The 25,812-nt window shown below is 69.2% G+C and carries 20 protein-coding genes; 6 read left to right on the top strand and 14 right to left on the bottom strand.

What is annotated here, in order from left to right; translation table 11 throughout:
• Positions 1 to 143 precede the first annotated feature (143 nt).
• The 3 genes from E6N53_RS11215 (at position 144) to E6N53_RS11205 (ending at position 4,657) form a co-directional block, all read left to right on the top strand.
• Positions 144 to 1,997 carry a DNRLRE domain-containing protein gene (locus E6N53_RS11215; RefSeq protein ID WP_142859314.1) on the top strand — a complete coding sequence of 618 codons (1,854 nt, stop codon included), beginning with the start codon at positions 144 to 146 and terminating at the stop codon, positions 1,995 to 1,997.
• Complete coding sequence (locus E6N53_RS11210; RefSeq protein ID WP_142859312.1) at positions 1,994 to 3,403, top strand: cohesin domain-containing protein; 1,410 nt, start codon at positions 1,994 to 1,996, stop codon at positions 3,401 to 3,403. The genes E6N53_RS11215 and E6N53_RS11210 overlap by 4 nt, the downstream gene beginning before the upstream one ends.
• Before the next feature lie 114 nt (positions 3,404 to 3,517).
• Positions 3,518 to 4,657: an FG-GAP repeat domain-containing protein gene (locus tag E6N53_RS11205; protein ID WP_142859310.1), complete on the top strand. Its 1,140-nt coding sequence runs from the start codon at positions 3,518 to 3,520 to the stop codon at positions 4,655 to 4,657.
• A gap of 21 nt (positions 4,658 to 4,678) precedes the next feature.
• Here E6N53_RS11205 and E6N53_RS11200 read toward each other — a convergent pair whose 3' ends face one another.
• The 7 genes from E6N53_RS11200 to E6N53_RS11170 form a co-directional block, all read right to left on the bottom strand.
• Complete coding sequence (locus E6N53_RS11200; RefSeq protein ID WP_142859308.1) at positions 4,679 to 5,830, bottom strand: Gfo/Idh/MocA family protein; 1,152 nt, start codon at positions 5,828 to 5,830, stop codon at positions 4,679 to 4,681.
• Positions 5,831 to 6,211: 381 nt separating this feature from the next.
• A complete protein-coding gene (gene wecB / locus E6N53_RS11195) occupies positions 6,212 to 7,306 on the bottom strand; it encodes a non-hydrolyzing UDP-N-acetylglucosamine 2-epimerase (RefSeq protein WP_136601641.1) in 1,095 nt (364 codons plus the stop codon).
• The gene (locus tag E6N53_RS11190; protein ID WP_142859305.1) at positions 7,303 to 8,667 is read right to left on the bottom strand and encodes a nucleotide sugar dehydrogenase; all 1,365 of its coding nucleotides are present in this window, start codon (positions 8,665 to 8,667) and stop codon (positions 7,303 to 7,305) included. The genes wecB and E6N53_RS11190 overlap by 4 nt, the downstream gene beginning before the upstream one ends.
• The gene (locus tag E6N53_RS11185; protein WP_142859303.1) at positions 8,664 to 9,626 is read right to left on the bottom strand and encodes a Gfo/Idh/MocA family protein; all 963 of its coding nucleotides are present in this window, start codon (positions 9,624 to 9,626) and stop codon (positions 8,664 to 8,666) included. Before E6N53_RS11185 ends, E6N53_RS11190 begins: the two co-directional genes overlap by 4 nt.
• Positions 9,623 to 10,711, bottom strand: a complete 1,089-nt coding sequence (locus E6N53_RS11180) for a DegT/DnrJ/EryC1/StrS family aminotransferase (protein WP_142859301.1) — start codon at positions 10,709 to 10,711, stop codon at positions 9,623 to 9,625. The genes E6N53_RS11185 and E6N53_RS11180 overlap by 4 nt, the downstream gene beginning before the upstream one ends.
• Positions 10,708 to 11,280, bottom strand: coding sequence for an acyltransferase (locus E6N53_RS11175; protein ID WP_142859299.1), 573 nt, complete (start codon positions 11,278 to 11,280; stop codon positions 10,708 to 10,710). The genes E6N53_RS11180 and E6N53_RS11175 overlap by 4 nt, the downstream gene beginning before the upstream one ends.
• A 412-nt stretch (positions 11,281 to 11,692) precedes the next feature.
• Positions 11,693 to 12,610, bottom strand: coding sequence for an NAD-dependent epimerase/dehydratase family protein (locus E6N53_RS11170; protein ID WP_142859296.1), 918 nt, complete (start codon positions 12,608 to 12,610; stop codon positions 11,693 to 11,695).
• Positions 12,611 to 12,717: 107 nt separating this feature from the next.
• On the opposite strand from E6N53_RS11170, the gene E6N53_RS11165 reads away from it, so the two are divergent.
• Positions 12,718 to 13,632, top strand: a complete 915-nt coding sequence (locus E6N53_RS11165) for a cobalamin-binding protein (RefSeq protein WP_142859294.1) — start codon at positions 12,718 to 12,720, stop codon at positions 13,630 to 13,632.
• 63 nt (positions 13,633 to 13,695) lie between these two features.
• Entirely contained in the window at positions 13,696 to 15,156 is a 1,461-nt protein-coding gene (locus E6N53_RS11160) for an aryl-sulfate sulfotransferase (RefSeq protein WP_142859292.1), read from the top strand.
• 110 nt (positions 15,157 to 15,266) lie between these two features.
• On the opposite strand, the gene E6N53_RS21035 is transcribed toward E6N53_RS11160, so the two are convergent.
• The gene (locus E6N53_RS21035) at positions 15,267 to 16,277 is read right to left on the bottom strand and encodes a hypothetical protein (RefSeq protein WP_201741121.1); all 1,011 of its coding nucleotides are present in this window, start codon (positions 16,275 to 16,277) and stop codon (positions 15,267 to 15,269) included.
• A 278-nt stretch (positions 16,278 to 16,555) separates the two neighbouring features.
• Here E6N53_RS21035 and E6N53_RS11150 point away from each other — a divergent pair, with 278 nt between their 5' ends.
• A complete protein-coding gene (locus E6N53_RS11150; RefSeq protein ID WP_142859290.1) occupies positions 16,556 to 17,845 on the top strand; it encodes an ArgE/DapE family deacylase in 1,290 nt (429 codons plus the stop codon).
• 10 nt (positions 17,846 to 17,855) lie between these two features.
• Here the strand turns inward: E6N53_RS11150 and E6N53_RS11145 are convergent, their stop codons facing one another.
• From E6N53_RS11145 to E6N53_RS11120, 6 genes are all read right to left on the bottom strand, one after another.
• Positions 17,856 to 19,133 carry an MFS transporter gene (locus tag E6N53_RS11145; RefSeq protein WP_142859288.1) on the bottom strand — a complete coding sequence of 426 codons (1,278 nt, stop codon included), beginning with the start codon at positions 19,131 to 19,133 and terminating at the stop codon, positions 17,856 to 17,858.
• Between the two features lie 77 nt (positions 19,134 to 19,210).
• Positions 19,211 to 20,332, bottom strand: a complete 1,122-nt coding sequence (locus E6N53_RS11140) for an ABC transporter ATP-binding protein (protein ID WP_142859286.1) — start codon at positions 20,330 to 20,332, stop codon at positions 19,211 to 19,213.
• A 3-nt stretch (positions 20,333 to 20,335) separates the two neighbouring features.
• Complete coding sequence (locus E6N53_RS11135; RefSeq protein ID WP_136601652.1) at positions 20,336 to 21,259, bottom strand: carbohydrate ABC transporter permease; 924 nt, start codon at positions 21,257 to 21,259, stop codon at positions 20,336 to 20,338.
• The gene (locus E6N53_RS11130; RefSeq protein WP_142859284.1) at positions 21,252 to 22,265 is read right to left on the bottom strand and encodes a carbohydrate ABC transporter permease; all 1,014 of its coding nucleotides are present in this window, start codon (positions 22,263 to 22,265) and stop codon (positions 21,252 to 21,254) included. The genes E6N53_RS11135 and E6N53_RS11130 overlap by 8 nt, the downstream gene beginning before the upstream one ends.
• A gap of 10 nt (positions 22,266 to 22,275) precedes the next feature.
• On the bottom strand, positions 22,276 to 23,667 hold the full coding sequence (locus E6N53_RS11125) for an ABC transporter substrate-binding protein (RefSeq protein ID WP_136590407.1): 1,392 nt from the start codon (positions 23,665 to 23,667) through the stop codon (positions 22,276 to 22,278).
• Positions 23,668 to 23,775: 108 nt separating this feature from the next.
• Positions 23,776 to 25,809: a beta-galactosidase gene (locus tag E6N53_RS11120; RefSeq protein ID WP_142859282.1), complete on the bottom strand. Its 2,034-nt coding sequence runs from the start codon at positions 25,807 to 25,809 to the stop codon at positions 23,776 to 23,778.
• Positions 25,810 to 25,812: the final 3 nt, after the last annotated feature.

Below are 25,812 nucleotides of genomic sequence, written 5' to 3'. Positions count from 1 at the left end.
ACTCACAGCCGTGAGACCACGACGGCCGCATCACCGCGGCTGGACGACGGCGACGGCCGGCCACTGCGGACGGGTCCGGTGGGGAAACCGGTCTATAATTTTACTGGTCCGTCGGGTACACCACCCCGAGCGACGTTCAACTCATGACATTCGCTTCAGGGACTCCGACTGGGCACGCCTCCGACCGGGGCGTGTCCGAAGACGGGACGGGAGGGGGCGGGCGCACACTGTCGAGGCGGACGCTGTTACGGGCGCTCTGTGTAGTGTCGACGGCACCGCTGGTTTCGAGCGGGGAGACGGAGGCGGCCCCCGGCGACCCGTGGACGGTCGTCGCGCTCCCCGACACCCAGAAGTACGCCGAGCGGGCGCGCCGCGCGTCGATTCCGGCGGCACAGACGCAGTGGATCCTCGACAACCGCGAGGCGGAGAACATCCGGTTCGTCTCTCACGAGGGAGACATCGTCGACAACGGCGACCGGGAACTGGAGTGGGAGCGGATGGACGATGCGATGTCGACGCTCGACGGCGAACTCCCGTACTCGGTCGTGACGGGGAATCACGACTACGCCACGCTGTGGGACCGGGGTTCGTCGACCGCGCTCTACGAGCAGTACTTCGGTCCCTCGCGCTTCGAGGGACGGAGCTGGTTCGGCGGGAACGGACCCGGCGACGACGGCCTCAGCACCTACCAGCTGTTCTCGGGCGGCGGCTACGACTTTCTCCACCTCGCCCTAGAGTGGGAGCCTCCGGGTCGGGTCGACGACCCCTCGACGACGCTCGGCTGGGCACAAGAGGTCCTCGACCGCTACTCCGACCGGCCGACGATGCTCACGACGCACTCGTACCTCCGAGACGAACCGGGCGAGCGTGCCGACGTCGTCCAGGAGGCGAACGGGAACGGCAACGCGGGCGAGACGGTGTGGCGCGAACTCGTCGCGCCGAACCCGCAGATATTCGCCGTCCTCAACGGCCACTTTCACGACCGTGGGGGGACGGCCACGGGGGAGTACCACCAGACGTCGACGAACGACGCCGGACTCGCCGTCTACGAGATGGTCGCGAACTACCAGGATTACGACCGCGGCGGCGACGGCTGGCTCCGACTGCTCCGTTTCGAACCCGGCGGAGGGAGCGGCGACGCCGACCGCCTCGCCGTCGAGACCTACTCGCCCACCCGCGGTGAGTACGCGACCGACGAGAGCAGCCAGTTCGGGTTCGACCTCGATTTCGACGCCCGGTTCGGCCCGTTCGACACGACCGAGTCCGTCACCTTCCGACAGGGGACGGACGGCTACGACGGGACGACCGACACCGACGTCCGCGAGGCCGAGCCGACGTCGACGGGGACGTCGGCCACGACACTCAACGTCGACGGCGACGAGCCACTGGGGACCGGACAGGCCGTCCACGCACTGATACGGTTCGCCGACGTCGTCGGTGCCGACGCCGGCCAGGTACCCCTCGGCGCGACCGTGGTGAGCGCGACGCTCACGCTGGAGACGACGGACGACGGCGACGGAGCGGCCGTCCACCGGATGCTCGAACCGTGGGACGGCGACGACACCTGGGAGCGCCTCGGCGACGGTGTCCAGGCCGACGGGACGCAGGCGGCGGCCGACCCGGTGACGACCACGGGGTCGGTCTCGGAGGGGCCGACCGCGCTCGACGTGACCGCGAGCGTCGGCGCGTGGCTCGACGGCGCACCGAATCACGGCTGGGCGTTCCTCCCCGTCGGCGACGACGGCTGGGACTTCGCGGCGAGCGAGGGGGTGGTCCCGCCGACGCTCACGGTCAGGTACACCGCCCCGGAGGACGAACCCACCGCGGGCGACGCAGACGGGGACGGCGACGTCGACGCCGACGACGTGGAACTCGTCCAGCGCCACCTCGCCGGTTACGACGACGCCATCGACGAGTCGGCCGCCGACGTGGACGGGGACGGTGACGTCGACATCGCGGACGCCGTCGCAATCGACGACAGACGGAGCGACCGATGACCCGCCTCGCCCTGCGGGTCGGTGCCGCCCTCGCGGTCTGTCTGGTGGTCGTGACGGCGGGCGTTTACGGTGTCGGGCCTGTCGGGGCACAGACCGCCACCCCAACTATCACCGTCGGGTCGTCCCCGTCTGCGACTGCCGACGCGGTGTCGGCACGACCCGGCGACGAGGTGACCGTGACGGTCTGGGCGAACGCCTCGGACGTCGCCGGCTACCAGTCGAGCCTCTCGTACGACCCCGACGTCGTCCGGGTGGTCTCGGTGTCGGGGACCGCCGACTTCGCGGAACCGGTCTCTCGCGTCGACACCGACGCCGGAGTGGTCGCGTTCAACCAACTCCGCGACTCCGGCACCGACGACCCGGTCCTCGCCCGCCTCACGCTCGAACTCGTCGGGGCGGCGGGGAGCCAGACGTCGCTCGTCTTCGAGGAGGGCGACACCGAACTCTCCGACGGCGGGGCGAACGAACTCGGTGTCGACCGGTACGTCGGGACGACCGTCTCGGTGGTGTCGGCCGAGACGCCGACGCCGACTGCCACACCGACGGCAACACCGACAGAAACGTCGACAGCCACGCTGACGGCGACATCGACTGCCACATCGACAGCCACACCGACCGCCACGCCGACGGCGACATCGACAGAAACGTCGACAACCACGTCGACTGCAACACCGACTGCGACCCCGGAAGACGACGACGATGACGACGCCGTCGTCAGTAGTGGCGGTGGCGGAGGTGGTGGGGGTGGCGGTCTCCTCGGGCCGCGGACCATCGTCGCGGTGTCCAACACGATGCTCGGCGGCTCGGCGGTGAGTGCCGACTTCGGCGGGGCGAGTCCGACCGTCACGACCGTCGACCTGGGCTTCTCCGAGGAGACGGCCGGTCCCTACGAGGTCGCCGAACTGAGCCGGCCGCCGGCCGACACCGAGTACCCCCGCAACTACGACACCGTCGTCACCGTCCTCGACATCGATGCGCCGGACGCCGTCGCCGACCAGCCCGGGACGCTCACGGTCACGCTCGCGCGGTCGGGACTGGACGCCGACAGTGACCGACTGCAGGTCGAGCGGTATCGACCGGAGTCGGGCGACTGGGTCACGGTCGACGGGACGACGCGGACGACGGACACGACGGTGACACTCCGGACGAACGTCTCGGAGTTCGGTCTCTTCGCCGTGACTCGTACGACCGAGCAGCCGACGGCGACACGGACGCCGGCCGCGACAGCGACGCCCGAGCCGACGGCGACACGGACAGCGGCCGCGACGGCGACACGGACGACGCCCGAACCGACGGCGACGCCCACAGTCACGTCGACGACGTTCGGCTATCCGGTCCCGCTCGCGGTCGTCGTCCTCGCGTTCGTGGCCCCGCTCTTCGGGTATCTGTTGACCCGGCGGGAGTGAGCGACGCCGAACCGCCGCCCGGGACGCCGTCACACCCGGGAGGCTGTGTGGCCACGGGCGCGTCGTGACGTTACACCGACTATAACTAACGAGGGACCTGCCCGAGTGGGTGGTATGCAGTTCCGCCACGAGCGGATCGACACCGACCCACCCGCCGGTCGGATGTCGTTCTGTCTCACGACTGACCTCACGGGTAACGGGCTCCCCGACGTCCTCGTCGGCGCGGTCGGCGGGAAGCCGACGGTCACGGTTCCCGTCGTCGGCAAGACGCTCTCGCTCCGGGACCTCCCCGGCACGCGCGAGCTCATCCACCGCCTCGAGACCAACGTGTTCTGGTACGAGAACCGCGACTCGGGCTGGGCGCGACACGACGTCGGACGCGCCCCGGACCTCTCTGTCGGCGGCGCGTTCGCCGACCTCACGGGAAACGGCAGTCAGGACCTCGTGACCGGGCAGAACCTCGACACCGACCTGTACTGGTTCGAACAGCCGGCGGACTCCCGCGACCCCTGGCCCCGACGGCTCGTCACCGACGACTTCGTGAAGTACCACGACGTCGTGGTCGGCGACGTCGACAACGACGGCGACGACGAGGTGGTCGCGCTCTCACAGGAGAGCGAGACAGTCTTCTACTACGACATTCCCGAGGACCCGCGCCGAGAGCCGTGGCCGGTCGCCAACCGCCACGTCGTCGCGGAGGGCCTCTCCGTGGAAGGGGCGGCCATCGCCGACGTCGACGGCGACGGCGAGAACGAACTCGTCGCCGGGCCGAACGTCTTCGCCCGCCGTGAGGGCCGCTGGGTGCGCGAGGAGTTCGCGCCCGGTTGGGAGTGGACCCGCGTCGCCGTCGCGGACGTCGACGACGACGGGAGTCCCGAAATCGTCCTCACAGAGGGCGACCGCCCGTACAACGGCGACGTGCCGGGGCGACTCGGCGTCTTCGACCCGCGAGACTGGTCGGGGACAGTGCTCAGAGACGACCTCTCGAACCCTCACACCGTCCAGGTCGCCGACTTCGACGGAGACGGTCGTCCGGATATCTGTGTCGCCGAGATGGGGCTCGGCGGCAACGACGACGCCGAAATCGTCGTCTTCTCTCCGCACTCGACGGGCTTCACCGAGACGCGCATCTCCCGGGGCGTCCCGACGCACGAGGCGAAGGCCGTCGACCTCACCGGTGACGGACGCCCTGACCTCGTCGGCAAGTCGTACGCGCCGACGACCCACGTCGACGTCTGGTACAACGAGTCCTGAGCGTCTCGCCTCTCGCCTCCGTCAGTCGGCCTCGGAGTCGACCGCGACGAGTCCCGTGTCGACCATCGACTCGAGCGGGTGGTCGTCGACCTCCAGCGGGAGGTCGACACGGCCACGTCTCCGCGCAGACTCGTACGCCGCGAAGATGAGCTCCGTCCCCTGGAGTGCCACCTCACCCCGGAGCGGTGACGCCGTCCCCGTCCGGTAGCAGTGGACCACGTTCGCGACCGACCGGCTAGTGTGTTCCGTGGTGACGCCGGGGACGGTGAGCGCAGTCGGGGTGAGTTCGTCGAGCTTCCGGAGGGCAGCGCCGACGCGGCCGTCGACCGGCCCGTGGATGCCGTCTCCGTCGGTGTCGACGGTCCGCCAGCCGTCGTCTTCGTCACGGATGGCTCGGAGCGGCGGCCCGCCGTCGGGCTGGACTTCGATGGTGCCGCTCGTGCCGACGAGCCGCAGGTGGCAGTCGACGAACGACGACCGACCGGTCGACGCGAGCCCGGAGACGCCGTTCTCGTACTCCCACTGGACGAGCGCGCCGTTCTCGTTGTGGACGCCGAACTGGACGTTCTCCTCGCGGTAGTCGACCTGTGCGAGGACCCACGCGGCCGGTGTCTCGTCGACGACGTCGGTGCAGAAGTCGAACAGATGCGTCCCGTAGTCGTAGAGGTTCTTGCCGCCGACCTCGATGCGCCTGAGGTCGCCGATGTAGTCGGCGTCGAGGAGTTCTTTCGCCCGCCTGAACGGCCGCGCGAACCGCCGCTGGTGGTTGAACGTCAGCTGGACGTCCCGTCGTCCGCAGACGTCGACCATCTCCCGACACTCCCGCCAGGTCCGCGCCATCGGCTTCTCACAGTGGATGGCGTCGGGGACGCCGCTCTCGGCACAGCCGACGACGATCTCCGCGTGCGCCGCCGGCGGGACGCAGACGCTCACCACGTCGGGGTCGGTCTCGTCCAGCATGGTCTCGTACGACTCGTACACGCCGCTCGGGGGGATGCCGTGTCGGTCCGCGAACACTTCGGCGTTCTCCCTGACGATGTCCGCACAGCCGACGAGTTCACAGCCGTCGATTCGCTGGTAGCCCGCGGCGTGTCGGTACGCCATTGCGTACCCGTCGGTGTCGGGGTCGTTCGGGTTCGCTCCCGCCCCGACGAACGCGATTCGGTCGGTCATCCCGTGGACCGTCGGCCCACACGGGCATTGCTAATCACTGGTTAGAGCGGCTCCGTCGTCTCCCCCGACCCCCGTCGTGCGGACGAAATCGGCCCGTCTCTCCCTTCCACCGGCGACGGCCGCGCGCGGTCCCGCGAAACACCACGATGTTCCCGTGAGTCAGACACCGGCCGACACGTCGAGGGGACGGTGCCGGTGGTCCAGAACGACCCGTGGAGGGAACGACACGACCAGCCGACCGACCGTTCACGACTAGCCGACGTATCCTCCTCACGAGCCGCCTCGCGCTCGCCACAGCGAGTGGGTGTCTCGACCGTGCACGTCCCGGCGTGACGACGAGAGCCGAACGCTGCGAGGCGCATCGACACCACCACGGCCCTCTCAGAGACGCGCGTGGACACCGGCTTCCAACTCGGAGACGGCGTCGACGACGCGTGTCGCGGCGTCGCCGTCGCCGTACACCGGCGGGTGGTCGGACGCCTCGAACGGCGCTTCGAGCGCCCGGACAATCTCGCCCGCGTCGGCACCGACGAGGGTGTTCCAGCCGCAGTCGACCGTCTCCGTCCACTCCGTCTCGTCGCGCAGCGTCACACAGGGCGTCTCGAGGTAGAACGCCTCCTTCTGGACGCCGCCGGAGTCCGTCGCGACCCGGGCTGCGGTCTCGACGAGTCGGACGAAGTCGAGGTAGCCGAGCGGGTCACAGAGGTGGAGACACGCGCTGGCCCGTTCGTAGAGCCCGTGCTCGTGCAGCGCCGCGACGGTCCGCGGGTGCGCCGGTAACACCACCGGGAGCGACACCCCGAGGAGCCCGTCGACGACTTCGACGAGTCGGTCGGGGTCGTCGGTGTTCGCCGCGCGGTGGACCGTCGCGAGGACGAACTCGCCGGGGTCGACGCCGAGGTCCGCGAGGACCGTCGACTGCTCTCGCGCGCGCTCGCGGACCGCCAGGACGGCGTCGTACATCACGTCGCCCGTCAGGGAGACGCCCTCGGTGATGCCCTCGGCACGGAGGTTCTCGACCGCGCGCTCGGAGGGTGCACAGCAGACGTCCGCACAGTGGTCTGTCAGGACGCGGTTGACCTCCTCGGGCATCTCCCAGTTGTCGCTCCGGAGGCCGGCTTCGACGTGCACGACGGCCGGGCCGCGCTTGGCCGCGACGAGTGCGGCGGCGAGCGTGGAGTTCGTGTCGCCGTACACGAGGACCGCGTCCGGCTCCTCGGCGGCGACGACGTGGTCGAGGCGGCGCATCATCGTCGCTTGCTGCTGGGCGTGCGGGGCGGAGCCGACTTCGAGGTGGTAGTCCGGCGTGGGGAGGGCCAGTTCCTCGAAGAACACGTCCGAGAGGAGTTCGTCGTAGTGTTGGCCCGTGTGGACGAGCGTCTCCTCGTGACGTTCGCGGAGCGCCCGCGAGACCGGATACGCCTTGACGAACTGGGGGCGAGCGCCGACGACGGTGAGGACGTCGAGCGACATCAGTCACGTCCCCCGTCGGACCGCCGCCCGTTCCCGAGCGTGTGGGTCCCCTGTGGGCTGTCGAGGCCGTCCCGCGCGTCGAGGACGACCGCGTCGCCGAAGGCCGACCAGTCGAGCGACTCGAACTCCTCGTGCGGGGTGACGACCACGACGGCGTCGGGTGCGAGTGACTCGACCGTCTCCAGCGGGAGGTGCGTCGCGGGGCTCTCGTCGAGGACCGCCGGCTCGACGAGCGGGTCGGCGATGGCCACCGCCGCGCCGAGTTGGTCGAGCCGGCGTGCGAGCGGGAGCGCCGGGGTGTGTGTCGTCTCCGCGACGCCCGGGCGATACGTCACGCCGAGGAGGAGCACCGTGGCGTCGTCGACCCGCCGCCCGGCAGCTTCGAGGAGGTCCGAGACGAGCCCAGCGGTGTAGCCGGGCATCGACTCGTTGACGGACCGGGCGGTCCTGATGAGGGGCGTGTCGGTGTCGACCGCCGACATCAGAAAGTGCGGGTAGAAGGGGATGCAGTGGCCCCCGACGCCCGGCCCGGGGTCGTGAATCTCACAGTACGGCTGGGTGTTCGCCACGTCGATCGCCTCCCGCCCGTCGATTTCGAGCCGCTCGCTCACCCGCCCCAGTTCGTTCGCCAGCGCGATGTTGACGTCTCTGTAGACGCCTTCGAACACCTTTACGGCCTCCGCCGTCGCGGCGTCGCTCACCGGAATGACCTCGTTGTCGGTGACCGCCTCGTAGAAGCGCTGTGCGGTCCGGGTCGCCCGTGGGTCCGTCCCGCCGACGACCTTCGGGTACGCCCCCCGGATGTCGCGGAGGGCGCGCCCGCTCGAGGTGCGCTCCGGACAGAACGCGACACCGAACGCCTCGGGAGCGAGCCCGGACTCGGTGGCGAGCAGCGGCTCGACCACGTCGCGACACGTCCCCGGCGGGACGGTACTCTCGAGGAAGACGGCGTCGCCGGCGTCGAGTCCCGCCGCGACCTGTCGGGTCACCGCCCGGACGATGTCGAGGTCCGGCCGCGCGCCCTCGTGGAGTTTCGTCGGGACCACGACGACGTGGACGCTCGCGTGCGCGGCCGCTCGCTCCCCGTCCGTTGTCGCACGGAGCGAGCCATCGTCGACCGTCTCGTGGACGAGGTCGGCCAGGCCGGGTTCGTTCGCGACGTGGCTCTCGCCCGCGTTGACCGCCTCGACGACCGACTCGTCGACGTCGACGCCGACGACGTCCCCGGTGCGCTCGGCCAGCGCGGCGGCGAGCGGGAGCCCCATCTTGCCGAGGCCGTAGACGGCGACCTGGACCCGGCCGTTCGCGATGTCGTCCGTCAGCTGTCCGTCGGTTCCGCCGTAGAGACTGTGCGCGTTCGTCATGGCTGACCGTCTCCGATCTGGTCGCGAATCGTGTGCGCCATCTCGACCGCGCGCAGCGCTTCTCGGGGCGTCACCCGCGGCTCCGTGCCGTTGTTCACGGCCGTGACGAACGCCTCGAGTTCGCACTTCAGCGGCTCGCGCGTGTCGACGAAGGGGTGTTCCGTGACGCGCTCGTTGCGGTACGTGACGCCCCCGTTCGTCGGCTCGTAGGAGGGGTCGGCCTGGCGGTGAATCCGGACCGACTGGTCGAAGTAGTCGACCTCGACGAGCTGTTCGGGGTCGGCGACGTCGAGCGTCCGGGCGCGCTTTTGATTCACCCGACTCGCGGTCAGCGTGCCGACGACCCCGTTCTCGAACGCGAACTGTGCGGTGCCGTACCGACCGTCGTCGGTCCCGGTCGCCGACACCGACTCGACCGCCGCGTCGACGAGGGTCAACAGGATGTCGATGTCGTGGATCATGAGGTCCATCACGACGCCGTCGTTCCCGTCCCTGTCGACGGGCGGCCCGAGGCGGTTCGCGCTGACCGAGACGAGGTCCATCTCCTCCGTGATGTCCATGACCGCCGAGACTGCCGGATTGAACCGCTCGATGTGTCCCACCTGGAGGACGACGTCCCGCTCGTCCGCCAGCGCCATGAGCTCTCGGCCCACCTCGGGGTCTCTGACGAACGGCTTCTCGACGAGCGTGTGGACGCCCGCCTGGATAGTCTCGCGGGCGATGCGGGCGTGGTGTCGGGTCGGGACGACCACCGAGACGGCGTCGACGGCGTCGACCAGGGCGGACTGCGACATGGGCCGGGTGTCGTATCTGTCGGCGACCTCACTGGCCCGGGCCGCGTCCGTGTCGGCGACGCCGACGAGCCGGGTCGAGTTGAACTCGTCGTAGATGCGGGCGTGGTTGATGCCCATGGTACCGACGCCGATGACACCCACGTCGACGGTGTCGATGCCGCTCATGCGATCACCTCCATCGACTCGCGGACGGCCGTGGCGACCTGCTCGACGTCGGCGCGCGTGAGGGCGGGGTGCACCGGCAGCGACAGCACCTCCTCTGCGGCCTGCTCGGCGTTCGGCGCGACGGCGTCGACGTGGTCGTACGCGGCCTGCTCGTGGACCGGGACCGGGTAGTACACCCCGTAACCGACGTCCTGCTCGTCGAGGCGCGAACACAGCGCCTCGCGGTCCGTCGTCCGAATCGTGTACTGGTGGTAGACGTGCGTTCGGTTGTCGGGGACGCTCGGGGTTCGGACCGCCGTCCGCTCGAGCGCCGTCGAGAGCCGACTCGCGTTGAGCTGTCGCGCCGAGGTGAACCGGGGCAGGCGCTGTAACTGGGCCCGACCGAGCGCGGCCGCGACACTCGTCATTCGGAAGTTGTGACCGATTTCGGCGTGCTCGTACCCCTCGCTCCGGCCGTGGTCGACGAACCGGGCCGCTCGGTCGGCGACGTCTGACCGGTCCGTCGTGATCATCCCGCCCTCTCCGGTCGTCATGTTCTTCGTCGGGTAGAAGGAGAAACAGCCGGCGTCGGCCAGCGACCCGACGCGGTCGCCGTCGACCGTCGCCCCGTGCGCCTGTGCGGCGTCCTCGACGAGCGCGAAGTCGTACGCGCCGGCGAGTTCGGCCAGTCGCTCCATGTCAGCCGGGAGTCCGTAGAGGTGGACCGCGACGACCGCGTCGACGGGTGGCCCCTCGCGGAGCCGTCGTTCGAGCGCGGCGGGGTCGATGTTGTACGTCTCGGGGTCGATGTCGACGAACTCGACCGTCGCGTCGCAGAAGGAGACGGCGTTCGCCGTCGCGATGTAGGTGAACGGTGTCGTGACCACCCGGTCGCCCTCGCCGATGCCGAGCGCGTGGAGCGCGGCGTGCAGCGCCGTCGTCCCGTTGCTGGTCGCGACGGCGTCGTCGGTGTCACAGTAGGCGGCGAACTCGGACTCGAACCGGCGGACCTCGGGACCGTCGGCGAGTTGGCCGCTGTCGAGGACCGCCTCGACGTACTCTCGTTCGGCGTCGCCGACCTGTGGGTTCGCGATCGGGATGGTCATCTGATTCGGTTCCTCCCGTCGAGTTCCGTGGGGAGGTCGCGGGACTGGGCCGGGCTGCCGACGGCGAGGGTCTCGGCCGGGACGTCCTCGGTCACGACGGCACCCGCGGCGACGAACGCGCCCTCGCCGACGGTGACGCCGGGGAGGAGCGTCGCGTTCGCGCCGATGGAGACGTGGTCTTCGAGCGTCGGCCCGTCGAGGTCGACGTCCGTCCTGATGGGGTAGGGGTCGTTCGTCAGGACCGCTCGCGGCCCCACGAACACGTCGTCGCCGATGGTCGTCGCCGGCGGGACGTACACGCCCGTCTGGAGGCTGACGCCGGAGCCGACGGTGAGGTTGCCGTCCAGGACGACGTCCGTCCCGACGACCACGTCGTCGCCGACCGTCGTCTGTTCCCTGATGAGGACGCCGTGACCGGTGGTGAGGTCGTCGCCGATCTCGACGTCGGTGTAGATGATACTGCCGGCGCGAATCGTCGCGCGGTCGCCGACGACCGGTGGCGCTCCGTCCCCGTAGCCGAGGTGCACGTCGTCGTCTACCGTCGCGTCAGCACCGAGCCGCGCAGCCACCGGGACTCACCCCCTCGAACGACGTCGTCTCACGAACGAACCGGTCCGGACTCCGATGGCGCATACGTAACATGGGATCACTCCCGCCATCCCTGACGGTGTTCGGTGGTTCGCCCGAATCGGGTTTGTTATAATAGTGATTAACCAGTGACACACGAAGACGGCGGGCGAACCGCGTCCGTGCCACCGCGCCGTCGGGCGAGCTATTCGGCGTCGACCCGTGTCCACGACGGCTCCCGACAGTGCGTAAACCGGCCGACGAGGGCGCGAGCCGGCGGTTCTCGACGGCGTCCGACCGTGTCCAGCGTTAAGAGGTCATTATCGGGGCCGGACGGGGCGCGCGGCGGCGCGGAGCGAGCGGCGGTGCGGGCGTCCTCCGCGAACACGGACGACGCGAGGGGTGAGCGCCCACCTAGACGACGGAGTCGAGCCCCTCGTCGAGGTCGACCGTCGGTTCGTACCCGAGTCGCTCGCGGGCTTTCGAGATGTCGGCCAGGCTGTCGTCGATGTCGCCGGGCCGCCGGTCGACGTGGGTGATTTCCGCGTCGCCACCCGTCAGCGCCCGAATCTTCTCGGCGAGCGCCGAGACGGTGGTCTCGGTGCCGCAGCCGACGTTGTACGCCTCGCCGACGGCGTCGGTCGTCGCCGCCCGGAGGTTCGCCTGCACGACGTCGTCGACGTGGACGAAGTCGCGCGTCTGCTCACCCGACCCCTCGATGGTGATGGGACCGCCCGCCCGCCCCTGTCGGAAGAACACCGAGACGACGTCGCCGTACTCGCCGGCCTCCGCGCGCGGGCCGTAGACGTTGAAGTACCGAAGCACGACGGTCTCGAGGTCGTAGAGGTCGGTGTAGAGCCGGGTGTAGTGGTCCAGCGTCTGCTTCTGGACGCCGTACGGCGACGTCGGCCGCAGCGGGTCCGTCTCGCTGACGGGGACGCGGTCGGGGTTCCCGTAGATGGCGGCGCTGGACGCACAGACGACCCGGGCGGACTCGGCTCTCGCTCGCTCTAACAGCCGAAGCGTCGCCGTGACGTTCACCTCGTTCGAGGCCAGCGGGTCCGCGACCGTCTTCGGGATGCTCACCATCGCCGCCTCGTGGAAGACGGTGTCGACGCCGTCCATCGCGGCGTCGAGGGCGTCCGGGTCGCAGACGTCGCCTTCGAATAGCTCGGCCCCGTCGGGCACCTGCGCACGGAAGCCGGTCGAGAGGTCGTCGAGGACGCGGACGTCGTTCTCGGCGACGAGCGCGTCGGCGAGGTGGCTCCCGATGAACCCCGCTCCGCCCGTGATGAGTATCCGTTCCCCTCGTGGCCCGCACACGTCCTGCATGTCCGTACGGTGTCCCGCAGGGGAGTTTATCAGTTGTCATTGCTCGGCCACGTTCACCGACCGCCGCGGCCCGCGGGCTTTTGAGCGTGTGTTCCCTCCCAACACGCATGCGTGTCGTCTCACTCCTGCCCTCGGCGACGGAGATCTGCTGTGCGCTCGGCGTCGACCCCGTCGGCGTCACTCACGAGTGCGACTACCCATCCCGTGTCGCGGACGTCCCGACGGTCGTCCGCTCTCGCATCGACACCGACGGGTCGAGTCGCGACATCGACGACCGGGTCCACGACTCGCTCGACGACGGGGGCGTCTACGAACTCGACCGCGACCGCCTCCGCGAACTCGACCCCGACGTGGTCGTCACCCAGGGGCTGTGTGACGTCTGCGCCGTCGACGAGTCCGTCGTGCGCGGGGCGCTCTCGGACCTCGACCTCGACGCCGACCTCGTCGCGACCCACCCCCACTCGCTCGACGACGTCTTCGACGACATCGCGAGGCTCGGCCGGGCGCTCGACCGGGACGCGGCGGCACAGACCCTCGTCGCCGACCTCCGCGAGCGGGTGGCGGCCGTCCGGGAGACCGTCCCCGACGGCGAGCGACCGACGGCGACCGTGCTGGACTGGCTCGACCCCGTGATGGTCAGCGGTCACTGGGTGCCCGAACTGGTCGAACTCGCCGGCGGTCGGTTCGAACTCGGGACCGCGGGTGACGAGTCGGGTCCGGTCGAGTGGGACCGGGTACGAACCGCCGACCCCGACGTGCTCGTCGCCGCCCCGTGTGGGTTCGGCGTCGACCGCACCATCGCGTCGCTCGCTGACCTCACGACACGCCCCGGGTGGGACGAGTTGCGCGCCGTCCGTGACGACCGCGCCGTCGTCGTCGACGGGAACCACTACGTCAACCGACCGGGTCCCCGTCTCGTCGACACGCTCGAGGCGTTCGCCTGGGTACTCCACCCCGAGCGGTTCGCCCCGCCCGGCGAGGACGTGGCGCGGCCGTTTCCCCGGCTCTCGGGGTCGGCGTAGCCCGACCTCTCAGCCGCCACACACCAGAAGGGTTTCATCCCATGGGGTGTCTACCCTGCCGCAATGAGACTCTCCCGTGGCGTCACCCTCGCCATCGTCGGACTCGTGGTCCTCTCGTCGACGCTCGTCGTCAGCGCGGCGACGGCACCGTCTCGTAGCGTGACCGCGGCCCAGTCCGGCCTGGTCGGGACCGGCCCCGCCACACAGGCGACGGACGGCCAGGCGACGGCTCCGACGACCGGCGGCCCGCACGTCCTCGTCGGCTCACAGGGCGGCGGCACGAACTGGCAGAAACAGGGCAGCGTCTACCGCCTCGACGACCAGGAGGTGGTCTGGAAGATCAACGACCGCGACAGCTACTTCGACGCGACCACGATGGCGAACGGCAACGTCGTCGCGGGCTTCATGCACAACGGCTACCGGACGGGGTGTGACCCCTACGAGCCACCGTGTACGAAGACGGGCTACCGGGTGTTAGACCCCTCCAACGGCTCGACTCCGGAGGTCGTCTCCGAGTACAGCTTCCCCATCCGCGGCCCGACCCACAGCGAGGTGCACGACGTCGAGCCGATGGGTGACGGACGGTTCGTCTTCGCCGACATGGAGTACGAGCGCATCGCCATCGTCGCCGACGGCGAGGTGACCTGGGAGTGGAACGCGAAAGAGAGCGGCTTCTACGACGCGCCCCCGGACGTGACCCGCCGCGACTGGCTCCACATCAACGACGTCGACTACCTCGGCGACGAACGGTTCCTCGTCTCGGTCCGCAACGCCAACCAGTTGCTCGTCGTCGAGCGCGGCGAGGGCGTCGTCGAGGTCATCAACGAGGACACGGGCGGGAGCGACAGCTCCTGTACGAAAGGTGGTCAGCTCGCCGACTTCGACGACGACGGCGACGTCCGCTGTGGCAATCCCGACGTGATGAACCACCAGCACAACCCGCAGTGGCTCGGCGACGGCCGCGTGCTGGTCGCCGACAGCGAGAACGACCGCGTCGTCGAACTCCACCGGACCGAGTCGGGCTCGTGGGAGGAGGCCTGGACGCTCGAGGAGGCGGGCGGCCTCGTGCTCCAGTGGCCCCGCGACGCCGACCGCCTCGAGAACGGCAACACGCTCGTCACCGACTCGCTGAACCGCCGCGTCTTCGAGGTGACGCCCGGGGGCGAGGTCGTGTGGAGCTACGCGACGCCGCTCATCCCGTACGAGGCGGACCCCATCCCCCTCGGCGAGGTCGCCGGCGACCCCGCGTCCTCGGCGCAGACGACGAACGGGACGGACACGAGCGCGTCCACCGACGGGACCGGCGACGGCCCTGCGACGTCGGCAGCAGCCGCGCCCACCCAGCAGCCCGCGTCGAGCGGTGGGCTCAGCGCCGCCGACATCCCCGGCCTCTCGCTCCTGCTCGTCGGCATCAAGGCCGTCGTCCCGCGACTGCCCATCTGGTTCGGCGAGTTCCAGCTGCTCGTCACCCTCCTTTCGCTCGGCCTCGTCGGCGTCGGGCTCGTCGACCACCGACGCGACTGAGCCCGCGGCCGCTCCGCGCCGACAGCCTCATACTCTTTATTGTAAGTCGTTACCGGCGCTCCGCCAAGACAGGTCGGCGGAGCGCCGGTAAACGGTTCCAGTAAACAGTATCAGTTGTCCATCTCGCTCGCGGTCTCGGCCTTGTCGAGCGCGACGGCCCGGAGCTCTTTGACCATCGGGACGAGCGTGGTGTTGTCGTCGGCGGCCTTGATGATCGAGCGGAGGTCGCTCGTCACGTCGTAGAGGATGTCCTCCGCGGTCTCGGCTTTGTTCTCCGCGTCCTGGACGTTCCGGTTCTCCTCGTCGAACTCGATCTCGGCCAGTTTGAACCACTTGATCCCCTCGGCGAACTCGTCGAGCGTGCCGTTCAACTCGTGGTAGATGTCGATGTCTGCGTCGAGCTGTGCGAGCTTGTTCCGGTACTCCTCGACGGAGATCGGGCCGATGACCGAGGCCGCCTCGGCCGTCGACTCGGCCTGGAGCTGTTCGTAGCGGGTCGACGCCCGCCGCCGCCGCGTGGCGAGTTCGTCGATAGCGGTCCGCGCGGGGTCCGGCTCGGCCGCCTCGAACGCCTCCCGTGCGCGGTCGAGGCGGACGTACCCCTGGACGACCTCCGTCTGCGTCTTTCGCGCCCCCTGCAGGAACTGCCAGCAGTCGCTCATCCAGGCGGCTCGTTGCTCCTGTTCTGCGTTCGCCGCCACCTGTCGCGCGTCGGTGTACGCACCCTGTGCATCGGCGAACGCGAGCTGGAGCTCGTAGTCGAGGCTCAAGAACTCGACGCTCGTCGCGTCCACGGCGGTGAGCTCAGAGCCGTACTCGGCGGTGAACGTCTCGACGATGTCGGTCAGCGCCTGCTCGGCCCGGTCCAGTGCGGCCGCGCCCCGCTCTTCGGCCGCAGTCGGCGTCGGCGTCTCGGTCTCCGTCGGCGGCGGCTCCTCCGTGGCAGTCCGGGTCGCCGTCTCCGTCGGTGCGGCCGTCGGCGTCTCGGTTGCGGTGGTCGCGTCGGGACGCGATGTCGCCGTCTGTGTCCCCATCGACGCCTCGCCGGACCCGTCGGGCGAGGGGAGCGCACTGCAGCCGGTGACTGTCCCGAGGAGTACGACGAACGTTCGCCGGTTCATACACCCCGGTTGGCAAGTAACGGGGAAAGTAAACCATGTGTTTCCACCGCCGAGCGAGCGCGGCCACAGCGTTATCCTCTCTCTTATCCTTCGGTGTCGCTATCACGACTGCCGGTGACGGTGTCCGGCGACCCCGGCGAGCGAAGCCGGGGCGACCCACGGACGATTCGCCGATTAAGCCGGACTTATCGCGCCGTCCGACGGCCAGTCTGGGGCCGACGCGGCCGTCGTGTGAGACCGAAACCACTGTTACGATGTGTGTGCGAGCTCTTGCCACGATGACCGTCGATAGGCAGGAACTCCGCGCGCGAATCGACGACGAACGCGACCGGATGGTCGACTTCCTCCGGACGCTGGTCCGCACGCCGTCGGTGACGGGTGACGAGGCCGCCGTCCAGGAGCACGTCGTCGAGAAGTTCGAGTCGCTGGGGTTCACCCCCGACGTGTGGGAACCGGACCCCGACGTCCTCCGCGACCACCCGGCGTACTTCGAGACGACGTCGTTCGTCGAACACGGCTACGAGGGTCGCCCGAACGTCGCCGCCGTCCGGGAGGGGGCCGGCGAGGGGCGGTCGCTCGGACTCAGCGGCCACGTCGACGTGGTCCCGGTTGACGCCGACGAGTGGACGTACGACCCCTGGGGAGCGGAGGTCGCGGACGGCCGGCTCTACGGTCGCGGGAGCGCCGACATGAAAGGCGGCATCGCGGCGTTCGTCCACGCCATCGAGATGCTCGACGACCTCGGCGTCGACCTCGCGGGCGACCTCGTCTTGCAGACCACCATCGAGGAGGAAGACGGCGGCGTCGGGGGCGTCCTCTCGGCGCTCGAACGCGGCTACCAGCCCGACGCGGCCATCATCTCCGAGCCGTGGGAGATTCCCAACGTCGGCATCGCCTCCGCGGGGGCGATGTACTTCCGGGTCACGGTCGGGGGGCGGTCCTCGCACGCCGCCCGCGGCCACGAGGGTGTCAACGCCATCGAGAAGGCCCTCCCGATCATCGAGGAACTCGTCGCGCTCGACCGGGAGCGGAAGGAACGAATCAGGTACCAGCCCATCTTGAACCGCGACCCAGACGCCGACTCGACCAACCTCAACGTCGGCACCTTCCACTCGGGCGAGTGGCCGTCGACGGTCCCGAGCGAGGCCGTCTTCGAGTGCCGTATCGGCTGGCCGCCGGGCGAGACGCGACCCGAGATTCGCGAGCAGATACTCGACGCCATCGACGCCGCCGTCGAGGACGACCCGTGGCTCTCGGCGCATCCCCCCGACATCGAGTGGTTCGGCTGGAACGCCGACCCACACGAGGTGAGCGTCGACGAGGAGATCACCCGGCTCGTCACGCGACACGCCGAGAGCGTCACCGGCCGCGAGGGGAGCTTCGTCGGCGGCGACGCCGGCCTCGACGAGCGCTTCTACAACCGCTACTACGACATCCCGGCACCGACGATGGGGCCGTCGGGGGCGAACATCCACGGCGCGGACGAGTACGTCGAGATCGACTCGCTCGTCGAGACGGCCCAGGCGCTGGCGCTCACGGCCGTCGACTGGTGCGGGACGGTCGACTGACCCCGCTCGGTCACTCTCGCCGGCTGGCGACCAGGAGGGTGCAGGCGACGCCGACGAGGCCGGCGAGCGTCGCGAAGCCGAACGCGAGGCGGTAGCCCGCGAGGCTGTAGATGCGGCTGCCGGCGACGGTCTGGCCGGTCCAGTACGCGTCGAGCGTCACGCCCATCACCGCGGGGACGACGGCCGCGCCCGCGTAGCCGAGGCTGTTGAGCGCCCCCGTTGCGACACCGCTGGCCGACGCCGGATACCGCTCTTTGATCAGCGTGTACGACAGCGACGTCGCCCCGCTGACGAAGTTCGCGAAGAAGAAGACGCCCGCGACGACGACGAGCGGCGGCCGCCCGGTCACCGCGATGATTGCATAGCAGAGGGTGAACGCGACGGTGCCCGCGAAGACGAAGCCGAGACGGGTGCCCGCGCGGTCGGAGAGCCAGCCGAACAGCGGCGAGCCAACGACGAGGCCGAGCGTTCCCACGAGGACGACCGTCGACGCCCGCGGGACGCCGAGGTCGTAGACGTGCACGAGGTAGGGGACGCCCCACAGCCCGAGGATGGTGAGGTTGGTCCCGATGACGAGAAAGAGCATCACCCCCAGGAGCCACGCGTCGAGGCTCGACAGCACACGGCGCGTGTTCGCGAGGACGTTCACTTCCCCGGTCACGTCCGCCCCGCTCGCGACGCCCGTCGGCGCGTCGAGGCCGGCGTGGGCGGGCGAGTCCCGGACGGCCAGGTAGACGCTCACTCCGAGAACGAGTCCCCCGACGCCCGCGGTGAGCGTCGCGACCCGCCACCCCGCGGCGGCGACGAAGACGGCGAGTGGCGTGGTCGCGGCGAGTCCACCGATTCCGGAGACGGCGATGCTGATTCCCACGACGGTCGCGAACTCGTTTGGGCGGAACCAGTTCGCGCCGAACCGGAGGACCGAGAGGTAGATGACGCTCCCGCCGAGGCCGACGAGCGTCCGCGTGAGAAAGCCCGTGACGAGCGAGCCGCTGAGCGCGAAGCCGCAGACGCCGACGCTCATCACGACGATTCCCGTCGAACTGACGCGGCGCGGGCCGTAGCGGTCGACGAGCACGCCGGCCGGCAGCTGCAGCAGCGCGTAGATGTAGAAGAACGAGGAGTGGAGGACGGACAGTTCGGTGGCCGTCAGCCCGAACGCCCGGGTGAGGTCCTCGGCGAGGACGCCCGTCGTGACGCGGTTGAAGCTCACGAGGAAGAACCCGAGCGCGAGCACGCCCCACATCAGCCACCGGCGCGTCCGTGCCGTCTGCCAGTCCAGGTCCATACCCCTGCCACTCGTGAGGGGTGGAAAACAGATGTGGTGTGCTGTCGGGACTGCCGGTACTCCCGTCCCCCGCGCGCTCACCCCGAGATGAGCGCTCTGACGTCCGCGTCGGCGTCGTCGGTCTTCGTCTTCACCGCCTCCCCCGTCCGCGTGTCGAACAGGTACAGCGCCTCCTCCTCGAAGGTGAACTGAATCGTCTGACCGGCCTCCGGGCGGATGGCGCTGTCGATCCGAGCGGTGAGTTCCCGCCCGGCGAGGTCGAGATAGAGGAAGTTCTCGTTCCCCATGTGTTCGGCGACGTTGACGGTCGCCTGCGTGCCGCCCTCGGGGACGAGCGTCACGTCCTCCGGGCGGATTCCCACTCTGACCCGGTCGCGGCCATCGACGAGCGAGGCCGCCGAGAGGTCGTAGGTGAACCCTCCGGGCCCCGAGAGGGTCGTCCCGTCGACGTCGGCGGTGAAGAGGTTGATGGAGGGGCTCCCGATGAAGTCGGCGACGAACTCGTTGGTCGGCGAGAGGTACACCTCCTCGGGCCGGCCGACCTGCTGGAGGACACCGTCGTCCATGACGGCGATGCGGTCGCCCATCGCCATCGCCTCCGTCTGGTCGTGCGTGACGTACACCGTCGTGGTGCCCAGTTGGTGCTGGAGCTCCTGGAGTTCGGTCCGCATCTGCGCGCGGAGCTTCGCGTCCAGGTTCGAGAGCGGCTCGTCCATCAAGAACACCTCCGGCTCGCGGATGATGGCCCGACCCAGCGCGACCCGCTGTTGCTGGCCGCCCGAGAGTTCCTTCGGCTTGTCGCCGAGGAGTTCGGAGATGCCGAGCATCTCGGCGGTCTCCTCGACGCGCGAGTCGATCTCCGCGGAGGAGAGCTGCGTCGACAGTCGGAGGCCGAACCCGATGTTCTTCTTCACGCTCATATGCGGGTAGAGCGCGTAGTTCTGGAACACCATCGCCACGTCGCGGTCGCGCGCTCGAAGCGGCGTGACGTCGCGGGTGCCGAAGGAGATGGTCCCGGCGGTCACGTCTTCGAGCCCCGCGATGCAACGAAGCGTCGTGGTCTTCCCGCACCCCGAGGGGCCGACGAGGACGAGGAACTCCCCGTCGGCGATTTCGAGGTCGACGTCGTCGACGGCGAGGACCGTCTCGCCGCCGTCACCGAACTCCTTCCGTACCGTCTCGAGTGTGATTCCTGACATGAGTTACTCCTTGACCGACCCCGCGAGGATACCGCTGACGAACTGTTTCTGGAGGAACAAGAAGAGCAGGAAGATCGGAACGATAGAGAGGGTCGCCGCGACCATGATCTGGTCGTAGTAGACGCGCTGGGCACCGACGAGCTGGTTGATGGCGACCGGGATAGTGTACTTGCTCTGTTCGAGGATGACGAGCGGGAACAAGAAGAGGTTCCACTGGAACAGAAAGAGGATGATGGCCAGCGCCGCGAGCGAGGACTTCATCGTCGGCAGCGCGATCTTGTAGTACAGCTGGAACTCCGTCGCGCCGTCCATCCGCGCCGACTCCAAGAGGGCGTCCGGGATGGACTTCATGTTCTGCCGCATGAGGAAGATACCGAGCGGGTTGGCCGCCCACGGTAAGATGATGGCCCAGTAGGTGTTGGTCATGTCCAGCTGGCTCATCAGGAGGAACAGCGGGATGACGAGCAGCTGGATGGGCAGGATGAGGGTCGCGAGGATGGCGTAGAAGATGGGCTTCTTGAAGCGGAACTCGTACTTCGCGAACGCGAAGCCGGCCATCGAACAGAGCACGAGCGACAGCAGCGTGTAGGTGACGGCGATGAAGATGCTGTTCTCGATGGCACCGGGGTTCCACAGGTGCCAGACGTCGTACGCGAAGTAGACCGGGCCGAGCTGGATGTACTCGTGCATCTCGCCGAGTGAGCCGACGAACTGGACGTTCTCGCGCGCCTGCAGCGACTGGAAGTTCCCGAGGAACTCCCCGCCCGGAATCAACTGCGGGTCCGTCGAGGAGAGGAACTCCGACTCGGGGAGGGTCGCCGCGACGACGATCCAGTACAGCGGGACCAGCGTCACGACCGTCCCCAGCAGGATGAAGGTGTAGGTGAGGAACTGCCAGACGCCCTCGCGACGGGTCTCCTCACGCATCGCCCTCACCCCCGACCCGGAGCTGGACCATCGAGAGGACGCTCACCACGCCGATGAGGACGTAGGTGAGCGCGCTCGCGTAGCCGAGGCGGAAGTCGATGAACGCCGTCTGGTAGATGTACTGCACGATGGTGATCGTCGACTCCAGCGGCGCGCCGCCTCCGTTGATGATGACGGGCTCGGAGAAGAGCTTGAACGTCCCGATGGTGGAGGTGACGAAGACGAACAGGAGGACGGGCCGAAGCTGTGGAACCGTCACGTACCGGAACTTCTCGACCCGGTCGGCACCGTCGATCTCGGCGGCCTCGTACAGCTGCTGGGGGATGTTCTGGAGACCGGCCAGCAGGATGATCATGTTGTAGCCGGTCCACCGCCACGTCACGGCCCCGACGATGGTCATGCGCGACCAGAACTCGCTGGTGAGCCACGGAACCGCCGGCAGGCCGACGCTCGTCAGGAGGTAGTTGACGAGGCCGGCGTCCTGCATCATCAGGAGGAACACCGTCGAGTACGCGACGAGGTTCGCCGACACCGGCAGGGCGAGCGCCGTCCGGAAGAACCCGCGCAGGCGGACGAACGAGGCGTCAAGCGCGACGGCGAACAGAAGCGCCAGCGCCACCATCAGCGGCACCTGCACGACGAGGATGAACACGGTGTTGAACAGCGCCTGATGGAACAGGGTGTCCGTGAACATCGCCGTGTAGTTCCGCAGGCCGACGAACTCCAGTTGGGCGATGGAGACCAGCCGATACGAGAAGAGGTCCGTGTTGATCCAAAAGAGCGTCTCGCCGCCGACACCCTGGAACCTGAAGAAGGAGAGATACAGGGTGTAGACGATGGGGAACGCGAGGAAGACGGCGAACAGGGCGATGGCCGGGAGCAAGAAGAGATAGCCGACAGTGCTGTCGCTCGCGCTCGGGAGCCGCGCCGAGAGCGCCTGTCTGAGGAACCGGGCCCTGTCGCTCAGCGACGCTGGGACGCCGAACGGCGCGTCGCGGATAGCCATGGTGACCGCCTCAGGCGAGGTCCCGTTCGGTTCGGTCGGCGACCTGCTGTGCGGCCGCGTCGACGGCTTCCTTGGCCGTCTTGCTCCCGGTCATCATGTCGCGGAAGTGGGTGTTGATCGCCTTCGTCACCTCGGGTGTGTCGACGGTGAAGCGGTACGGGGCGATTTCGGGGGCGAGTTCGGCGAACATCCGACCGGCGGCCTGTCCGTCGAGGAAGGCGCTCCCGTCGTCGAACGCGTCGCTCTCGTACGCGGGTTTGAGCGCGGGGAAGATGCCGAACTCGTTGTACATCGTGATCTGGTGCTCCTTCTGGCCGAGGGTGAACGCCATGTAGTCCCAGGCGCGGCGGGCCGTCTCGTCGGAGACCTGCTCCGGGATGGTGATATTCGAGCCGCCCCAGTTCGTCGCGCGGGAGCCACCGGACTCGATGGCCGGCGGCTCGAAAACGCCCCACTGCCCGGCCGTATCGCCCAGCTCGGCCTTCAGCGTGCCTTCCATCCACGCACCCGCGGTGAGGCTGGCCGTCGTCCCCTGGCCGAACGCCGTGAACCACGACGACGACCACGAGGCGAGGTCGTTGGCGACGCCCGAATCGCGGATGCGCTTCAGGATGCGCGCCACCTGCAGGCTCTTATCGGAGTGGATGTTGACCGCGCCGTTCTCCGTGAACGGCTGCCCGCCGATCTGTCGGAACATCATCCGCCAGAGGCCGTCGTAGTCGTTCGACGGGAGGTTGAGGAGGTACTGGTCGTCGGGGAGTTTCGTTCCCTCCTCGATGTACTGGTCCCACGTCTCGACCGAGGAGACGTCGATGTCGTACTCGTTCATGACGTCGCGGCGGTAGAACGTCCCGACGGGACCGATGTCCCACGGCAGGGCGAACGTGCCGCCTTCGTTCTCGAGCGGGCCCCACTTGCCGGAGACGAACTTGCTCTTGATGCCGGACTCGTCGAGCCACCCGGAGATGTCGCGCAGGCCGCCCGTGTCGACCCACGAGGCGGCGTCGACGCTCTCCATCATCGCCGCGGCCGGCGCGCCCGACCCCGACAGGAGTGTCGACTTGAACTTGTCCTTCAGGTCGGCCCGGCCGATCTGGTTGATGCTCACCGACCCGCCGTGTGCCTCCTCGTACGGCTCGTCGATGAGGTCGAGCGACTTCGCCGCGACGTCCCAGCCCCACACCTCTATCTCCTGGGCCATCGCCGGCCCGGTCTGGGTCGACTGGCTCGCCGACTCGGTCGACGACGCCCCGCCCGAGGCGTCCGTCGACCCGCCGGACGACTGCGTCTCGGTCCCCGGTGCCTCGCCGGTCCCCGCACACCCCGCGAGCCCCGCCACGCCGCCGGCACCGAGCAGGGCGAGTAGTCGCCGCCGCCGCATCGTGTCAGCATGATTGGTCATGGTAGTGTCTATGGATGGTTTGAATTTCAATACTTATAGATAACGATTGTTTAATGAGTACCCGATATCAGCGTGCAACCGGCCCGCCGGAGCGCGACGGTGCGTCCGTTACGCTCGCTCGTCTCCGTCGGCTTCGACTTCGACTTCGAGGTCGCCGAGCGGTGTCCGAACCGCGCACACGTCGAACGCACCGAGCGTCCGCCGTCCGACCACGGCCTCGCCGCCCGAGACCCGGTGTGACCGGCTCGAGAAGTTGGTCACCCAGGTCAGGTCGCCGCGGCGGTTGACGCGGACTCCCGCCGGCAGCCGCCGGGTCGTCGCCACCCCGGCCCGCGCGAGCACCCTGTCGACGAGGGTCGCGGCGAGGTCCGCCCCCGGCCAGACACCACAGTAGACGACGGTGCCTGCGCCGACGTCGTTGCGCGCGACGGCCGGCTTCCCTTCCGCGAGGTCGTCGCTGTGTGTCGCGAGGGGAACCGCCGCCGCGAGGTCGAGCCACTCGCCCCAGACCCGCCACGACAGCGTGCGCTCGTCGGTCCCGTCCGCGAACGTGACCGCCCGCTCGACCCGTTCGGGGAAGCTCTCGTGCTGGTCGACGCGGAGGCCCGTCAGCGACGCGAGCGGCCCCGGGGCGAGCGTCGCGTGGAGCTGGTTGTACGGGTCTTTCACGCCGGAGCGAGCGCCGACGAGGAGTTCGCCGCCCCCCTCGACGAAGGCGGTGAGGTCGTCGGCCACCTCCTCGTCGGCGAGGTGGAGACTGGGGGCGACGACGGCGTCGTATCCGTCGAGGGCGGTCTCGGGGTGGACGACGTCCACCTGTACGCCGCGTTCGCGGAGCGCCCGGTAGTACGTTCGGAGGTGGTCCCAGTAGCTGAACGAGGGGGCGTGCGGCTGGGCACTGAGCGCCCACCAGTCGTCGTAGTCATGGAGGAGCGCGACGGGCGCGTCGACGTGAGCGAGGTCGTCCTCGGAGAGGTCCGCGAGTTCTGCGGCCGCTCGCGCCGCGTCCGTGTACCCTCTGTCGGGCGAGCCGTCCTGTTTTCGGAGCCCCGCGTGGTACTGTTCTTGGCCCTGGCGACAGCGTCGCCACCGGAAGTAGAGGACGGAGGCTGCGCCGTGGGCGACGGCGTGGTGCGCCCAGAGCCGCATCGCGCCCTCGCCAGGCTGTGGACAGGTGGGTGGCCAGTTCACGTCCCCCGGCTGTTGCTCCATCACCCAGAAGGGCGCGTCGTTCGTTCCCCGGTAGAGGTCGTGGTTCAACCCCACCTGGTCGGGGTCGCCCGCCCGGAGTTCGTCCATCGTCGGCGTCCCCCGTCTCCGGTCCTGGACGAAGCCGGTCGGGTACGAGTCCCAGGTCACCAGGTCGAGGTCGTCGCTCACCGCGTGGGCGTCGAGCGGTTCGAAGTCGCCCATGAAGTTGTGGGCGACGAACCACTCGTCGTTCGCCTCCCGGAGGAGTTCCACGTGCAATCGGTTGTAGTCGACGGCGCTCTCCGAAGCGAACCGCGCGTACTCGAGTCGGAGCGACGGGTGGTGTTCCGCCGGCGTCGGTCGCGGGGGGTCGACCGCCTCGAACGACGGGTACCGCTGGCTCCAGAACGTCGTGCCCCACGCCTCGTTGAGGTGGTCGACCGAGTCGTAGCAGTCGCGGAGCCACGCCGAGAACGCGTCGGCGCAGTCGTCGCAGTAACACCTGATCGTCTCGTGGACGCCGAACTCGTTGTCGGTCTGCCAGCCGACGACCGAGGGCCGGTCGGCGTAGTGGTCGGCCATCCGCGAGACGACGCGTCGGGTCTCCTCGCGGTAGGCGGGTGAGTTGAAACAGTAGTGCCGACGCGACCCGAACGCTCGTGGCGTCCCGTCGGGGTCCGCCTGGCGAATCTCGGGGCGCTCGTCGACCAGCCACTTCGGTGGCGTCGCCGTCGGCGTGCAGAGGACGACGTCGAGGCCCGCCTCGGCGAGGGTCGCGACGGCCTCGTCCAGCCACTCGAAGTCGAACGCGCCGCGTTCGGGCTCGAGGACGGCCCACGAGAACTCCGCCAGGCGGACCACGTCGATACCGGCCGCGGCCATCTGGGCGGCGTCGGTCGCCCAGCGCTCCCGCGGCCAGTGTTCGGGAAAGTAACAGACTCCGATGGTCATACG

It is taken from the genome of Salinigranum halophilum (assembly GCF_007004735.1).
Lineage (GTDB): Archaea > Halobacteriota > Halobacteria > Halobacteriales > Haloferacaceae > Salinigranum > Salinigranum halophilum.
This window is presented reverse-complemented; position numbering and strand designations above follow the sequence as displayed.